At 59.8% G+C, this 14,914-nt stretch carries 13 protein-coding genes; 9 read left to right on the forward strand and 4 right to left on the reverse strand.

Annotated features, from left to right (window positions below):
* A partial coding sequence (locus tag R0I78_RS12095) for a transposase (protein ID WP_317075499.1) occupies positions 1–486 on the forward strand: 486 nt, incomplete at its 5' end.
* 226 nt (positions 487–712) lie between these two features.
* Here R0I78_RS12095 and mfd read toward each other — a convergent pair.
* The gene (mfd, locus tag R0I78_RS12100) at positions 713–4,150 is read right to left on the reverse strand and encodes a transcription-repair coupling factor (RefSeq protein ID WP_317075500.1); all 3,438 of its coding nucleotides are present in this window, start codon (positions 4,148–4,150) and stop codon (positions 713–715) included.
* Positions 4,147–4,719, reverse strand: coding sequence for a PilZ domain-containing protein (locus tag R0I78_RS12105; RefSeq protein WP_317075501.1), 573 nt, complete (start codon positions 4,717–4,719; stop codon positions 4,147–4,149). Before R0I78_RS12105 ends, mfd begins: the two co-directional genes overlap by 4 nt.
* 93 nt (positions 4,720–4,812) lie before the next feature.
* On the opposite strand from R0I78_RS12105, the gene R0I78_RS12110 reads away from it, so the two are divergent.
* From R0I78_RS12110 to lolE, 3 genes are read left to right on the forward strand one after another with little or no spacing between them, the layout of a single operon-like run.
* Positions 4,813–6,024: a lipoprotein-releasing ABC transporter permease subunit gene (locus R0I78_RS12110; protein ID WP_317075502.1), complete on the forward strand. Its 1,212-nt coding sequence runs from the start codon at positions 4,813–4,815 to the stop codon at positions 6,022–6,024.
* Positions 6,017–6,697, forward strand: a complete 681-nt coding sequence (gene lolD, locus R0I78_RS12115; RefSeq protein ID WP_317075503.1) for a lipoprotein-releasing ABC transporter ATP-binding protein LolD — start codon at positions 6,017–6,019, stop codon at positions 6,695–6,697. The genes R0I78_RS12110 and lolD overlap by 8 nt, the downstream gene beginning before the upstream one ends.
* The gene (gene lolE / locus R0I78_RS12120; RefSeq protein WP_317075504.1) at positions 6,697–7,938 is read left to right on the forward strand and encodes a lipoprotein-releasing ABC transporter permease subunit LolE; all 1,242 of its coding nucleotides are present in this window, start codon (positions 6,697–6,699) and stop codon (positions 7,936–7,938) included. Before lolD ends, lolE begins: the two co-directional genes overlap by 1 nt.
* Positions 7,939–7,959: 21 nt before the next feature.
* Here lolE and R0I78_RS12125 read toward each other — a convergent pair whose 3' ends face one another.
* Together R0I78_RS12125 and R0I78_RS12130 are read right to left on the reverse strand one after the other, a co-directional pair.
* On the reverse strand, positions 7,960–8,469 hold the full coding sequence (locus tag R0I78_RS12125) for a DUF2062 domain-containing protein (RefSeq protein ID WP_317075505.1): 510 nt from the start codon (positions 8,467–8,469) through the stop codon (positions 7,960–7,962).
* Positions 8,469–8,981 carry a DUF2062 domain-containing protein gene (locus tag R0I78_RS12130; protein WP_317075506.1) on the reverse strand — a complete coding sequence of 171 codons (513 nt, stop codon included), beginning with the start codon at positions 8,979–8,981 and terminating at the stop codon, positions 8,469–8,471. Before R0I78_RS12130 ends, R0I78_RS12125 begins: the two co-directional genes overlap by 1 nt.
* A gap of 27 nt (positions 8,982–9,008) precedes the next feature.
* Between R0I78_RS12130 and R0I78_RS12135 the strand changes: the two genes are divergently transcribed.
* From R0I78_RS12135 to kdsB, 5 genes are read left to right on the forward strand one after another with little or no spacing between them, the layout of a single operon-like run.
* Complete coding sequence (locus R0I78_RS12135) at positions 9,009–11,207, forward strand: DNA internalization-related competence protein ComEC/Rec2 (protein WP_317075507.1); 2,199 nt, start codon at positions 9,009–9,011, stop codon at positions 11,205–11,207.
* A gap of 27 nt (positions 11,208–11,234) precedes the next feature.
* Complete coding sequence (msbA, locus tag R0I78_RS12140; RefSeq protein ID WP_019935502.1) at positions 11,235–12,986, forward strand: lipid A ABC transporter ATP-binding protein/permease MsbA; 1,752 nt, start codon at positions 11,235–11,237, stop codon at positions 12,984–12,986.
* On the forward strand, positions 12,986–13,948 hold the full coding sequence (lpxK, locus tag R0I78_RS12145; RefSeq protein ID WP_317075508.1) for a tetraacyldisaccharide 4'-kinase: 963 nt from the start codon (positions 12,986–12,988) through the stop codon (positions 13,946–13,948). The genes msbA and lpxK overlap by 1 nt, the downstream gene beginning before the upstream one ends.
* Entirely contained in the window at positions 13,938–14,126 is a 189-nt protein-coding gene (locus R0I78_RS12150; RefSeq protein ID WP_014292329.1) for a Trm112 family protein, read from the forward strand. Before lpxK ends, R0I78_RS12150 begins: the two co-directional genes overlap by 11 nt.
* Entirely contained in the window at positions 14,123–14,875 is a 753-nt protein-coding gene (gene kdsB, locus R0I78_RS12155) for a 3-deoxy-manno-octulosonate cytidylyltransferase (protein WP_317075509.1), read from the forward strand. The genes R0I78_RS12150 and kdsB overlap by 4 nt, the downstream gene beginning before the upstream one ends.
* The last annotated feature ends 39 nt before the right edge of the window (positions 14,876–14,914 follow it).

The raw sequence follows: 14,914 nt of genomic DNA on the forward strand, positions 1-14,914 counted from the left end.
CTGACAGATCTGTTTATCACCGACCAGGGTGAACGGGTCGGCAATCCCCGCCATACCGCGAAATACGCCGCCAGGCTGGCCAAGGCACAGCGCCGGCTGAGCAAGAAAAAGCTCGGCTCGGCCAATCGCGCCAAGGCCCGCCAGAAGGTGGCGACACTTCACGCTAAAATCTCCGATTGCCGACAGGACAGCTTGCACAAGCTGTCCCGCAGATTGATTAACGAGAACCAAGTAGTCTGCGTTGAATCCCTGACAGTGAAAAACATGATCCGCAACCCGACACTCAGCAAGGCCATTGCTGATGCAGGATGGGGCGAGTTCGTGCGCCAGTTGGCGTACAAGGCAGAATGGGCCGGGCGCTCACTGGTCGCCATTGACCAATGGTTCCCCAGCTCCAAACGCTGCTCGGGTTGCGGGCATACCTTGTCGTCGCTGCCGTTGTCGGTCAGGAAATGGGACTGCCCCCGAATGTGGCGCACACCATGACCGCGACATCAACGCCGCGACCAACATTAAAGCCGTCGGGCTGGCGGTGTTAGCTCTTGGAGAGAATGTAAGCGGCATGGGGCCAGTCTCCGTGTCCTGTTTTCGGTGAATTGGGAATCCCCTTCCTTTAGGGAAGGGGAGCAGTCAATTGGTCTCGGTCAGGATCAGAATATAGCGTCGGTGCAGCCGGCGCTGTTGTTGTACGTCCCGTCCGTGGGAGTGCGCATCAGATCCGATGCGCGGCAAATTCATTCAGCATGTCGTCCACCAGCGCCAGCCGGGCTTTGGCGTCATTGCTCGGAATGGCAAAGCGCAGCCTGGTGGGGCCCTCCATTTTGTAGATGCGGGGCTGACTTTGCAACAGGCCCACCAGATAGCCGGGATCTACCCTGGCATCTTCACCAAAATTAATGGTCCCTCCTTGCGGGCCGGCATCAATTTTTTCGATGCCAAGCTCGCTTGCCTTTGTTTTGAGTGCAGACAGCGCAATCAGGTTTTTGCCCGGCTCCGGCAGCAGGCCAAAGCGGTCAATCAGCTCCACCTGCAACTCGCGCAAGGCAGCATCGTTCTCGGCAGCGGCAATGCGCTTGTACATGGACAGGCGCATGTTCACATCGGGAATATAATCGTCCGGCAGCAGGGCAGGCAGGCGAAGCTCAATCTCGGTCTGGCTGGCCAGCAGCTTGTCCAGCGCCGGCTCCTTGCCGGACTGCAGCGCCTTCACCGCCTGCTCCAGCATTTCCATATACAGGCTGAAGCCAATGGCAGTGATCTGGCCGCTCTGCTCGTCGCCCAGCAGCTCGCCGGCACCACGAATTTCCAGATCGTGGGTGGCCAGGGCAAAGCCGGCCCCCAAATCTTCCAGCGCGGCAATGGCCTCGAGCCGCTTTTTGGCGTCTGTGGTCATGCGCTTGGGGTGGGGCGTGAGCAAATAGGCATAGGCCTGATGATGGGAGCGACCCACCCGGCCGCGTAGTTGGTGCAGCTGGGCCAGGCCCAGCTTGTCGGCGCGGTCCATGATAATGGTGTTGGCGCTGGGCACATCGATGCCGGTTTCGATGATGGTGGAGCACAGCAGCACGTTAAAGCGCTGGTGATAGAAGTCTGACATTACCTTTTCCAGCTCGCGCTCGCGCATCTGGCCGTGGGCAATGCCAATGCGGGCCTCGGGCACCAGGGTGCGCAGGGCATCCAGGCTGTTTTCTATGGTCTGCACCTCATTGTGCAGATAATAGACCTGACCGCCGCGTTTCAGCTCCCGCAAAATGGCCTCACGCACCACGGTCGGATCCGACTCGCGCACAAAGGTCTTTACCGCCAGCCGCTTGGCCGGCGGCGTGGCAATAATGGAGAGATCGCGCATGCCGCCCATGGCCATGTTCAGGGTGCGCGGAATGGGGGTGGCAGTAAGAGTGAGAATGTCCACGTCGGCACGCAGCGCCTTGATCTTGTCTTTCTGGCGCACACCAAAGCGGTGCTCTTCGTCCACAATCAGCAGGCCCAGATCTTTAAAACGCACATCCTGGCTGAGCAGCTTGTGAGTGCCAATCACAATATCAATGCTGCCGTCTGCCAGCCCTTCCAGCGCTTTGTCCTGCTCCTTGCCGGTCTTGAAGCGGCTGATCAGCTCTACCTTTACCGGCCAGTTGGCAAAGCGGTCGCGAAAGTTGTCGTAATGCTGCTGGGCCAGCAGGGTGGTGGGCACCAATACCGCCACCTGCTTGCCGCCGTGCACCGCCACAAAGGCGGCGCGCATGGCCACTTCGGTTTTGCCAAAGCCCACGTCGCCGCACACCAGCCGGTCCATGGCCTTGGGTTGGGTCATGTCGGTGAGCACGGCACTGATGGCCTTGAGCTGATCGTCGGTTTCCTCAAAGGGAAAGGCATCACAGAACTGGCGGTAGGCGTTCTTGTCGTGTGCAATGGCCTGGCCCGGCTGGGCGGCCCGGCGGGCATACACATCCAGCAGCTCGGCGGCCACGTCCCGCACTTTTTCGGCGGCCTTGCGCTTGGCCTTGGCCCAGGCGTCGTTGCCAAGGCGGTTCAGGGTGGGCTCGTCGGCACCGCTGTAGCGGCCTACCAGATGCAGGGCGGTCACCGGCACATAGAGCTTGTCACCGCCGGCGTATTCCAGGGTCAGGTATTCCGACTTCATGCCGCCGGCGTCCAGGCTTTGCAGGCCCAGGTAGCGGCCCACGCCATGATCCAGATGCACTACCGGCTGACCGATGGACAACTCAGCCAGGTTACGAATAAGGGTGTCGGGGCTGAGGCTGGCGGACTTTTCCCGCCGGCGGCGCTGGATCACCCGGCCACCAAGCAGGTCCCCTTCGCACACCAGCGCAAAGCTGTCGTTCAGCACAAAGCCCTGTGCCAGCGGGCCCACTATCAGGCCCAGTTTATCGCTGCCGGCGGCAAAGTCGTTCAGGCTCTCCACCGGTGTGAGCTTAAGGGGAGAGCCTGCCAGCAGCTCGGTCAGCGCCTCGCGCCGGCCGGCGCTTTCCACCGAAAACAGAATGCGCCCGGCAAAGGACTGACAGAAATTCAGCAGCCTCGCCAGGGGCTCGGTTTTCTGGTGCTCTACCTCAAGCAGGGGCAGGGCAGACACAGGCGCATTTACCCGATCGCCTTTTTCCGGTACCGGATCCTGACTCAGTTGCAGCCGCGGCCAGTGATTCAGTTGCTGCATCAGGGCATCGGGTTTTAAATACAACTCGTCGGGTGCCAGCAAGGGGCGCAGCATGTCGTGACGGCGGTCTTCGTAACGCTCGTTTACATCGCGCCAGAAAGTCTGTGCGGTGGGCTCTATATCACCCACTGCCAGCACCTGCATGGACTCGGGCAGGGCATCAAACAGCGTATTGGTCTGCTCAAAAAACAGCGGAAAATAATACTCAATGCCCGGCGGCAGCTGACCTTGGCTCACTCTGTGATAAAGCGACTCCGGCTCATTGCGCAGGGCAAAGCGCTCTCTGTACTGGCCGCGAAATCGCTCTATGGCCCCGCTGTCGGTAGGAAACTCCCGGGCCGGCAACAGCCGCACTTCGTTTATCTTGTCGCGGGAGCGCTGACTGTCGGGATCAAAGGGGCGCAGGGTATCAATTTCATCATCAAAAAAGTCGATGCGCACCGGCTCTGCCGCCCCCATGGGGAACAGATCCAGCAGCGCTCCCCGGGCGGCAAACTCACCATGCTCCAGCACCTGCTCCACGGCACGGTAGCCGGCCTGCTCCAGCCGCTGGCGCAAATGGTGCATATCCAGCCGGTCGCCCACTTTAAGCAGCAGGCTGTTTCGCTCCAGCCAGTCCCGGGGCGGCGTGCGCAGCATCAGAGTGGTCACCGGCACTATCAGCAGACCCCGGCTTAATGCCGGCAGACCATAGAGGGTTTCCAGCCGCTGGGAGATAATGTCCTGATGGGGTGAAAACTGATCATAGGGCAGGGTTTCCCAGTCGGGCAGCAGCTGCACCGGCAAGGTGGCATCATTCAGCAGATGGCGCACTTCCTGCTCCAGCCGCAGGGCGGTGGGGGTGTCGGGCACCACCAGCAACATACGCTGGTGGTGCTGTTTCACCTGATGAGCAATGGCCAGAGCCAGGCTGCTGCCAATCAAACCGCCCAGGCTGGCTCTGGGTTTGGGCGTGGGGCTGGAAATATTAATCATGAGGCAGGTTTGTCATTCTGTTGGGCGCGCTGCTCGGCGCGGGCTTTAAGTTGTTTGGCCTGTAGCTGCAGGCTGGCGCGAATAAGGGCGTCTCTGTCCTGCTCGCGAATGCAGGTAAAGCGGCAGTGACAGCGGTTGGCATCGGGGCCGTTATGCACTTCACCATAGGCAAAGACCGCCACCGAATATTCCGGCAAAAACAGTTTAATGCGCACCGCCTGGCCGTCGGTCATGGGGTGTCGCGGGGTAAAGTCAAAACCGCCGCCGCCCAGGGTCAGGGTGTAGCTGCGGCAGTCCGGGTCGTCCTGCTCTGCTAATACATGACTCAGCACCAGGTCGATTTTGCGGGACTGCTGATTAATCACGTCTACCAGATCACTGGCGTGATCGTCCAGGTTACGCAGCAGCCGGGCCTGATGAGTGTCGATGCGGGTGACTTCGCTGATCAGCCGGAAAGGACCGGGAATGTCGGCCTCCAGTTGTTCCACATCGGGCACGGTTTCGCCTTGCTCCAGAGGAATAAGATTCACCCGGGCACGATACTCCACACTGAAATAAGGATCTGTCATGCTTCGCTGCTCTTGTTGCGCCTGTCACAAGCCTTTATTATTCCGCAACTTGCGGGTGACGTAAAACCCTTTGAAAAAACGGAAGATTATGCCATGTTTCAACCCCTGACGCTGATGCTGGGCCTGCGCTATGCCGGTGCCCGTGGCCGGCGCAGCTTTGCCTCCTTTGTTTCCGGTTTTTCCACCATTGGCATTTTGCTGGGGGTGGCGGCACTGATGCTGGTGTCGTCGGTGATGAACGGCTTTGAGCAGCAGCTCAAAACCAACCTGCTGGGGGTCATTCCCCATGCGCTGGTCACCAACGACGCCCGCCGGCTGAGCGACCCCGAGGCACAGGCCGGGCGCTTTGCCGGCGTGCCCGGTGTGCTGGCAAGCAGCCCCTTTATCAGCGCCGAGGCCATGGTGCAGGGGCCGGCGGCACTGACCGGTGCCGAGCTGTACGGCGTGGATCCAGATAATGCTTCAGACCGGCTGCTGAGCCAGCTGGATGAACAAACCCTGGGTTATTTTCGCGACCTGCCCTATGGCGTGGTGCTGGGTGCCGGTCTGGCCCGCGAGCTGGGCGTCACTCCGGGTGACAAGGTGCGCCTTACCGTGACCGAAGGCAGTCGTTTTACGCCGCTGGGCCGGGTGCCCAGCCAGCGGCTGTTTACTCTGGTGGGTACCTTTGCCACCGGCCAGGATGTGGACCGTCAGCTGGCCCTGACCCGGCTGGAAGACGCCGGCCGGCTGCTGCGTTACCGCCCTGAGCAGGTATCCGGCCTGCGGCTGTGGCTGGCGGATCCGTTTGAGGTGAGTGAGCTGCCGGCGCTTGATGCCGGCCTTAAGTACGAAACCTGGCAGCACAGCCGGGGCGAGCTGTTTCAGGCGGTGGCCATGGAAAAACGGCTGATGAGCCTGATGCTGGCGCTGATTATTCTGGTGGCAGCCTTTAATATTCTTTCTGCCATGGTGATGGTGGTGACCGACAAGGAAGCCGAAATTGCCATGCTGCAGACCCTGGGGCTGAGCCGTAACCGTGTGATGGCGGTATTTATGATTCAGGGCGGCTTCAGCGGTGTGCTGGGCAGTTTGCTGGGCTTTGCGCTGGGGCTGCTGCTCACCCTTAATCTGGATGCGGTGCTTAACGCCCTGGGCATTAACTTTTATTCCTCTGCCGGTGGCAGTCAGCTGCCGGTGCTGCTGCTGCCTGGCCAGCTTGTTACCATTTTGTTTTCCACCCTTGTCCTGTGTGTGCTGGCCAGCCTGTATCCGGCCTGGCGGGCGTCCCGGGTGCAACCTGCCGAGGCCCTGCGCTATGAGTAATTCGTTGTTGACGGTTGAAAACCTGACCAAAACCCACCGCGACGGCGAGCGCTCGGTGAGCATTTTGCACGGCGTGAGCCTGGGCCTGAACGCCGGCGAGAGTCTGGCGGTGGTGGGCAGCTCCGGCTCGGGCAAAAGTACCCTGCTGCATTTGCTGGGCAGCCTCGATACGCCCACGTCGGGCCGGGTGCTGGTGGAAGGGGAAGATCTGCACCGGCTGCCCAACCGGGCTCAGGCCCGTTTTCGTAACCAGAAAATGGGCTTTGTGTATCAGTTTCATCATTTGCTGGGGGAGTTCAGCGCCCTGGAAAACGCCGCCATGCCACTGCTGATTGCCGGCCGGCCGGTGGCCGAAGCCAAAGAGCGGGCTGAAACCCTGCTGGGCCGAGTGGGGCTAGCGCACCGGCTGGATCACCGCCCGGCTCAGCTTTCCGGTGGTGAGCGCCAGCGGGTGGCCATTGCCCGGGCGCTGGTGAACAAGCCGCGGCTGGTGCTGGCCGACGAGCCCACCGGTAACCTGGACGCGCACAGCGCAGCGGATGTGTTTGCGCTGCTGGCAGAGCTACAAAGCGAGCTGGGCACCGGTCTGGTGGTGGTCACTCACGATCTGGCGCTGGCGGGGCGGCTCAACCGTCAGGCCCGGCTGGTGGACGGCCATCTGGAGGAACAGTAATGTTTCGGCCATTACCGGTTTATCTGGGCTGGCGTTTCAGCCGGGCCAAACGGCGCAACCGTTTTATTTCCTTTATTTCGGTGGCCTCCATTCTGGGCATTGCCATTGGCGTGAGTGCGCTGATCTTGGGGCTGTCGGCCATGAACGGCTTTCAGCGTGAGCTGGAAAACCGCATTCTGTCTGTGCTGCCCCATGGCCAGCTTTATACTGCCGACGGCCCGGTGGCCACCTGGCAGCCCATGCAGGCCAGTCTGGAGCGGGCGAAGGGCATAGAGGCGGTGGCTCCCTTTGTGCCGCTGGAAGGGCTGCTCAGCAAGGGCAGCATGCTGAAGGCGGTGCAGTTGCAGGGGGTGGACCCAGAGCGGGAAATGCGCATCTCGGCGCTGGGGCCCTATCTGGACGGCGGTAACCTGGACGCGCTTAAGCCCGGTGAGCGGGGCATTATTCTGGGCCAGGCCATTGCCGACAAGCTCAAGCTTGAAACCGGCGACAAGGTCTCGTTGCTGTTGCCGTCTCCCGATGAGCAGGGTTTTGGTTCACCCCGCCGCCATGCCTTTACCCTGGTAGGGGTGCTGCGCCTCGGCGGTCAGCTCGACACAGTGCTGGGCTATACCCATATTCAGGACGCTCAGGAGCTGAAAGGCATGGACGACAGCGTGATGGGCTTTCATCTTAAGGTGAATGAGGTGCTGCGCGCCGATCGCATCAGTTTTGATGCGGCCATGGGGCTGCCCGCGGGCTTTTATGTAACCAGCTGGATGAACAGCCAGGGCAATATTTACCGGGATATTCAGCTGGTGCGCACCCTGATGATAGTGGTGCTGTTGCTGGTGATGGCAGTGGCCAGCTTTAATATTGTCTCTACCCTGGTGATGGCGGTAAACGAGAAAAAAGGCGATATTGCCATTCTCAAAACCATGGGGGCCGGGCCCTGGCAGATTCGGGGTGCCTTTGTGGTGCAGGGCATGCTCAATGGCGTGACCGGCGTGCTGGCCGGCGGCCTGCTGGGAGCCTTTCTGGCCAGCCGGCTGTCGGAGCTGGTGGCCGGTGTCGAGCGGCTGACCGGCCACAGCGTGCTGAACCCGGATGTGTATTTTATTGACTTTATTCCTACCGAGTTTCACTGGGCAGACCTGTGGCTGGTCACCGGCTCGGCACTGGTGCTGATCTTTATCGCCACTCTCTATCCTGCCTGGCGGGCGGGACGGCTGCTGCCAAGGCAGCTGTTGGGAGAAGGGTAAAACATAGCTGGAAGCTTCCAGCTACGGCTCGCGTCGTGCGCGCCGGCGCAGCAGCGCCAGCTGCACTTTCCAGCGCCAGCCCAGGCGGGTGAGCAGCCAGCCCAGCGCCGCCGAGGCAAGGGCCAGCAGAAGGCTGCCGGCAAACAGGGGAGCGGCCACTGCCAGCGCTTCGTGCTCCAGTGAGAAGCCGGCGCTGAACTGCATCTCGGGCTGATTCAGCAATGTTAAACCCAGCTCATAGGCAAGATAAAACATGGGGGCTATGGTAAGCGGATTGTTTACCCACACCATGGCAATGGCCAGAGGCAGGTAGCCGCGCATCAGCACTGCCAGAGCAATGGCTACCAGGGTATGCATGGGTAAGGGCAGCCAGGCGGCAAAGAGCCCGGCCGCTACCGCCACGGCGGCAGAATGGCGGTTGCAAAACCAGTAGTCCGGATCCAGAAGGCGATCACCAAAAAGCCGTAACACTTTGTGCTGACGCAGTGCCTCCTGGCTGGGCATTCTGTTGCGAACCCACTGGCGCAGCATCAGCGCTCCCGCCGTCGTCGTTTCCACTGGCGTGACACTGACCAGCGCCACAAGCCGTGAATAAACATATACCCAATGGCCGAACTCACCAGCGCCAGCACCAGGCTGCCCAGTAAAAAAGGCGGGCCTGCGGTGCTCATGGCACCGGCCAGCCAGCTCAGACTCACTTCAAAGTGCTCGTAATGGTGGGGCCGGTTCAGCAGGAAAGAGCCCAGGCGATAGGCAAAATAAAACATGGGGGCCATGGTTAACGGGTTGGTCAGCCATACCAGTACCGCCGACAGCGGCAGATTAACTCGAAACAGCATGGCACCGCCGGCGGCGACCACCATCTGAAAGGGAATGGGCAGCCAGGCACAAAACAACCCCACTGCAAAGGCACCGGCAGCGGAATGACGGTTCAGGTGCCACAGGTTGGTGTCGTGTAACCGGTCGCCAAACAGGCTCAGGTATTTGTTGTTTCTGATGGTACCTTGCTCGGGCATCAGACGTTTCAGGATCTTTCTTGGCATTTGCTCCAGGTCCGCAATACTTACCGGATGGACAAGCGGCTGTTTTTCTTTTGTGCTGGCATTGCCAGTTGCCTGTGGTGGCCCTGGCTGCCGGCCCGGGAACTATGGATACCACTGGCAATATTAAGTGTCGCCGGTGGGCAGACCCGCCCCGCTGCAGCCGCTTTTATGCTGGGGGTAGTGTGGGTGTTATGCTTCAGCCACTGGCAGCTGAGCTGGCTGCAAACCACCGATGCCATGGATCGCAGTCAAATCATGACGGCCCGTGTACTGGAGGTTCAGCCCCGCCAGGATGGCGTCAGCCGGCTGATTGTCGGCCTGACTCACCTGCAGGGTCAAGCACTTTCACCCAGGCCCCGCGTTATGCTGAGCTGGTATGGCGAAAATCCGTCCCCTCAGCCCGGCGATCGCTTCAGTGCCATCACTCAGCTGTCACCCCCCCATTCGTTGCTGAATCCCGGCAGTTTTAACAGTGCCCGCTGGCTGCTGGGGCAGGGTATCACTGCCAGAGGTTATATTACCGGCACGCTTGCTATCAGTCCGGCCCGCACCGGGTTAAGGCAGCAGTTGTTGCATCGGTTTAATCTCAGCACGCATTCCCTGGCGTCGCAAGCCTGGCTCAGGGCGCTGAGTTTTGGTGAGCGCAGCGGACTGGCCAGCGACGACTGGACCATGCTGCGTGCCCTTGGTGTCAGCCATTTGTTTGCCATTTCGGGGCTGCATATTGGTCTGGTAGCGGGACTGGGCTGGCTGGCCGGACGACTCACCGGCCATTACACCACGGGCCTGGTGGCTGCGTTGTTGCTGGCTGCCGGCTATGCCTGGCTGGCCGGGTTTGGGGTAGCCACCCAGCGGGCGCTGCTGATGCTGGCATTATGGCTGGGCTTGCTGTGGTGGGGCCGGTTCTGGAGCGGGCGGCGTATTTTGCTCAGCACCATGACCTTGTTGCTGGCAGTCAACCCCTGGTTGGTGCTGAATCTGGGGTTCTGGATGTCAGTGCTGGCGGTCGCTGCCCTGCTGGCGCTGGCCGGCGGACGGCGCAGCCTGTGGCGTTTGCAGCTGGGGCTGGGACTGTTGTTATTGCCGCTGGTGATGCTGCTGTTTGGTGGTGTCAGCAGTTTATCGGTGCCGGTGAATCTGATACTGATCCCCTTGTTTTCCCTGCTGTTGATACCGCTGCTACTGGTGGCGTGCTGTTTGCTGCTGTTATGGCCGCCACTGGCTGCTCCGGTGTTTTCGCTGCTGAACAGTCTGTTTACGCCCTTGATGAGTGCGCTGCACTGGCTGGCGGCTTATCTCTCTCCCTGGGCAGAATTATCAGCCTTTGCTCAGGGTATGATACTGCTGCTGATGTTGCTGTCGCTGGCACTGTTACTGCCCGCCGGGCGCTGGCTGGCGCTGCCGCTGGTGTGGCTGGCCGGATTGTTGTTATGGCCTGGTCCGTCCTGGCAGGTGCGGGTGCTGGATGTGGGGCAGGGGTTGTCGGTGCTGGTGACCCAGGGAGAACGGGCGCTGCTGTATGACACAGGTAACCGGTTTCCGTCGGGTTTTAATATGGCCGATGGCGTTATTTTGCCCTTGCTGGCCCGGCTGGGAATAAGCAAACTCGACTACCTGATAATAAGCCATGAAGACAGTGATCACAGTGCCAACCGCCACTATCTGGCCAGCCGGTTGCCGGTAGCAAAACGGTGGGGAGCCTGGCCTCACGGCATGCCCTGCCGGGCGGGGCAGCTGCGACAATGGGGCAGGCTGCGGCTGGAAATGCACTGGCCGGTCAATCCAAGTGGCCATCGTAATAATGACTCCTGTGTATTGCGCATTACCGATGGCAGGCTGGCAGTCTTGCTGACCGGTGATATTGAACGCCGGGCTGAGCAGGTGCTGATCAGCCGGAAAACACGATTGCAGGCGCAGCTGCTGTTAAGTCCGCACCATGGCAGCGGCAGCTCTTCCAGTGCGGCGTTAATTGAAGCCGTATCACCGGCCTGGGTGGTACACACTGCCGGCTTTGGTAACCGCTGGGGTTTTCCTGCCGAGGAGGTGCTGGCCCGTTATCAGGCCGCCGGAGTGTATCAGTTGATCACAGGGCAAGACGGCATGATCCACTTTGCCGCCAGTGGTGATCAATGGCGCAGAGTGGGGCAAGGGCGGCCCGGCCCCTGGTATCAGCAGCTGGCCGCCTGGCGTGAAACTGGCAGAAATGCGGTGGGGCCGTTAGAATAGCGCCTCGTTTTCCACGGCAGAGTTTTTATGTCTACAGATGTACACTCCTCGTCCTGGCCTGTGCTCAAGCGCCTGCTGGCTTATGTAAAGGAGCGCAAGCTCGGCCTGGTGGCTGCCATTATTGGCATGGCTGGCTATGCCGCCGTTGACACTACCTTTGTGTATTCCATCAAACCGCTGATCGACGAAGGCCTGACCGGTGATAATCCTGCAGTGCTGAAGTGGATGCCGTTTTTTGTAATCGGTATCGTCTTTTTACGCGGCCTTTGTACCTTTTTGTCGGGTTACTGCATGGCCTGGGTGGGTAACCATGTGGTGATGTCGCTGCAGCAGCAGGTGTTTGACAAGCTGATGGCCATGCCGGTGGCATTTTTTGATAAACACAATACCGGTAATTTGCTGTCAAAGGTCACTTACGATGCGTCTCAGGTATCTTCTGCCGCCAGCTCCACCCTGGTCACCCTGGTGCGTGAAGGGGCTACCGTCATTGGCCTGCTGGGGCTGATGTTTTATCACTCCTGGCAGCTGTCACTGATTTTCTTTGTGGTGGGGCCGGTAGTAGGCATCATGATAGCAGTGATCAGCCGTCGTTTTCGCCGCATCAGCAAGGGTATGCAGGCAGCCATGGGCAACATCACCAGCAGCACCGAACAAATGCTCAAAGGCCATAAAGAAGTGCTGATGTTTAACGGCCAGAAAGTAGAAAGTGGTCGTTTCTTCAAGGTGAGCAACAAGGTCCGCCAGCAGAACATGAAAATGGTGGCCGCCGATGCGGTGGGCACGCCGCTGGTGCAGGTGATTGCTTCTACTGCACTGGCCATTCTGCTTTATGTGGCCAGCTTTGACGGTATGCAGGAGCAGCTGACTCCCGGTACCTTCACCGTGATAGTGACCTCCATGATGATGCTGATGCGCCCGCTGAAGAGTCTCACCCAGATCAATGGCCCTTATCAGCGCGGCATTGCCGCCTGTCAGAGCCTGTTTGAACTGCTCGACAGTGACGCCGAAACCGATAAAGGCACTCAGCCACTGGAACGGGCTGAAGGCCATATTGAGTTCGACAAGGTGACCTTCTGTTATCCCACCAAAGAAACGCCGGCTCTGAAAAACATGAGCTTTACCCTGGAGCCGGGCAAAACCGTTGCGCTGGTGGGCCGCTCCGGCTCGGGCAAAAGTACCATTGCCAGCCTGCTGACCCGTTTCTACGACATTAATGACGGCGAAATTCGTCTCGACGGCGTTAATATTCAGGATTATAAACTCAGCGATTTGCGCCGGCAGTTTGCGCTGGTGTCCCAGCACGTGCACCTGTTCAACGACACCATTGCCAACAACATTGCTTATGCTGCCGAAGGACGTTACAGCCGTGAGCAGATAGAAGCCGCCGCCAAACTGGCCTATGCCGATGAGTTTATCAATAAGCTGGATCAGGGTTACGATACCGTGATTGGTGAAAACGGGGCCAGTCTGTCCGGTGGTCAGCGTCAGCGTATTGCTATTGCCCGGGCCCTGCTGCGCAATGCGCCGCTGTTAATTCTGGATGAAGCCACCTCGGCGCTGGATACCGAGTCGGAGCGTCATATTCAGGCCGCCCTCGACGAGTTGCGTAAAGACAGAACCGCGCTGGTGATTGCGCACCGGTTGTCCACCATTGAAAATGCCGATGAAATTCTGGTGATTGATGAAGGCCGCATTGTAGAGCGTGGCAGCCATGCCGAACTGATGGCTCATCATGGCGCTTATGCCCAGCTCAGAACCATTCAGTTCGGCGAACACTGATGCGAGCCTGGTACCGGGGGGCGCGCTGGTTGTGGCTGCTGTGGCCACTCAGCCTGTTGTTCGCGTTGATAAGTCACCTGCGCCGGCAACTGTTTGCGCTTGGTCTTAAGCGAGTTTACCGTGCGCCGGTGCCGGTGCTGGTGGTGGGTAACCTCACCGTGGGTGGCAACGGCAAAACGCCTGTGGTGGTATGGCTGGTGGAATGGCTGCGTGCTCAGGGTTACCGCCCGGGCGTGATCAGCCGGGGCTATGGCGGCAAAAGCGAGCAATATCCGCTGGTGCTTAATGACAATACGCCAGCCGCTCAGGCCGGTGATGAGCCGGTATTGATTTACCGGCGCACCGGTTGTCCGGTGGTGGTGGGGCCAGGGCGGGCCGATGCTGCAGCACGGCTGGCGGCGCTGGGCGTCGACATTATTATCAGCGACGACGGCCTGCAGCACTATGCGCTGGCACGCGACCTGGAGCTGGTGGTGGTGGACGGCCAGCGCCGCTTTGGCAATGGCCGGCTGCTGCCCATGGGGCCGCTGCGGGAAGGCAAGTGGCGGCTTAATAGCGTTGATGCGGTGATCAATAATGGCGGCCCTGTCCAGTCCGGTGAATATCTGATGACGCTGGCACCCGGCGAGCTGCGGCCGGTAAGCGGCGAGGGTAAAACGCCGGCGTCCGGCACCACAGTGCATGCGTTGGCGGGCATCGGCCATCCGCCGCGGTTTTTTAACACCCTGCAGGGCCTTGGCTTTATACTGGATAAACAAATAGCACTGGCAGATCATGAGCCCATGCGGCCGGCTGAGCTGGTATCGCTTGCGGACAAGCCTTTGCTGATAACGGAAAAAGACGCGGTTAAATGGTCCGGCGGCCATGATGACTGCTGGTATTTGCCGGTGCAGGCCTGCCTGCCGGTGGAGTTTGAACAGATGCTGTCGAAACGACTAAAGGAGCTGAATCATGGCAATTGATGCCAAACTGGTGGAAATTATTGCCTGCCCGGTCTGCAAGGGCAAGCTGCAACTGGACCGGGAGCACAATGAGCTGGTGTGTCGTTTTGACCGTCTGGCCTATCCCATTACCGAAAACATTCCGGTGCTGTTGGAAAGCCGGGCTCGCCGGCTCGATCTGGATGAGCTGCCGGGATGAGTTATACCGTTGTTATTCCTGCCCGCATGCAGTCTACCCGGCTGCCGGGCAAGCCCCTGGCAGATATTCACGGCAAACCCATGATCGAGCGGGTGGCAGAGCAGGCGCTGAAAAGCGGCGCAGGGCGGGTGGTGGTAGCCACTGACGACCAGCGTATTGCTGATGCTCTGGCCCATACCAGTGTTGAGATATGCCTGACCGGCAGCCATCATGAGTCCGGCACCGAACGACTGGCAGAAGTCGTTGAACAGCTTCAGCTTGCCTCCGATGAAATAGTGGTGAATGTACAGGGCGATGAGCCCCTGCTGCCGCCGGTCCTGATAGATGAAGTGGCGGCACTGCTCGCCAATGACAATGCGCCTATGGCCACTCTGGCCACGCCACTGCTGCATACTGATGAACTTACCGATCCTAATGTAGTGAAGGTGGTACACAGCCTGCAAGGCAGGGCACTTTACTTCAGCCGCGCCGCCATTCCCTTTGACCGCGATAATACCAATGCCCGCCTGGATCATTGCCTGCGCCATATTGGTATCTATGCCTACCGTGCCGGTTTTATCAGCCGCTATGTGGCCCTGCCTGCCGGCCCCCTTGAACAACTGGAAAAGCTTGAGCAACTGCGCGTGCTCTGGCATGGCGAGCACATCGCGCTGGGAGTTGCCAGTGAAATACCCCCTGCTGGTGTGGACACACCCGCCGATCTGGAGACAGTACGCCGCTTGCTGGCCACTTGTACCCACAAGGTTTAATTCGTATCTGCCGGCAACAGCCGATGCTGCCGCATAATT

Source organism: Oceanimonas sp. CAM02 (assembly GCF_032842915.1).
Taxonomy (GTDB): Bacteria; Pseudomonadota; Gammaproteobacteria; order Enterobacterales; family Aeromonadaceae; genus Oceanimonas; species Oceanimonas smirnovii.

Excerpts from the sequence above, each read along its gene's own strand:
- msbA (WP_019935502.1), top strand. The coding sequence starts at position 11,235 with ATGTCTACAGATGTACACTCCTCGTCCTGGCCTGTGCTCAAGCGCCTG.
- mfd (WP_317075500.1), bottom strand. The coding sequence starts at position 4,150 with ATGATTAATATTTCCAGCCCCACGCCCAAACCCAGAGCCAGCCTGGGC.
- R0I78_RS12130 (WP_317075506.1), bottom strand. The coding sequence starts at position 8,981 with ATGCCAAGAAAGATCCTGAAACGTCTGATGCCCGAGCAAGGTACCATC.
- R0I78_RS12105 (WP_317075501.1), bottom strand. The coding sequence starts at position 4,719 with ATGACAGATCCTTATTTCAGTGTGGAGTATCGTGCCCGGGTGAATCTT.
- lolD (WP_317075503.1), top strand. The coding sequence starts at position 6,017 with ATGAGTAATTCGTTGTTGACGGTTGAAAACCTGACCAAAACCCACCGC.
- lpxK (WP_317075508.1), top strand. The coding sequence starts at position 12,986 with ATGCGAGCCTGGTACCGGGGGGCGCGCTGGTTGTGGCTGCTGTGGCCA.
- R0I78_RS12125 (WP_317075505.1), bottom strand. The coding sequence starts at position 8,469 with ATGCTGCGCCAGTGGGTTCGCAACAGAATGCCCAGCCAGGAGGCACTG.
- lolE (WP_317075504.1), top strand. The coding sequence starts at position 6,697 with ATGTTTCGGCCATTACCGGTTTATCTGGGCTGGCGTTTCAGCCGGGCC.
- R0I78_RS12135 (WP_317075507.1), top strand. The coding sequence starts at position 9,009 with ATGGACAAGCGGCTGTTTTTCTTTTGTGCTGGCATTGCCAGTTGCCTG.
- kdsB (WP_317075509.1), top strand. The coding sequence starts at position 14,123 with ATGAGTTATACCGTTGTTATTCCTGCCCGCATGCAGTCTACCCGGCTG.
- R0I78_RS12110 (WP_317075502.1), top strand. The coding sequence starts at position 4,813 with ATGTTTCAACCCCTGACGCTGATGCTGGGCCTGCGCTATGCCGGTGCC.
- R0I78_RS12150 (WP_014292329.1), top strand. The coding sequence starts at position 13,938 with ATGGCAATTGATGCCAAACTGGTGGAAATTATTGCCTGCCCGGTCTGC.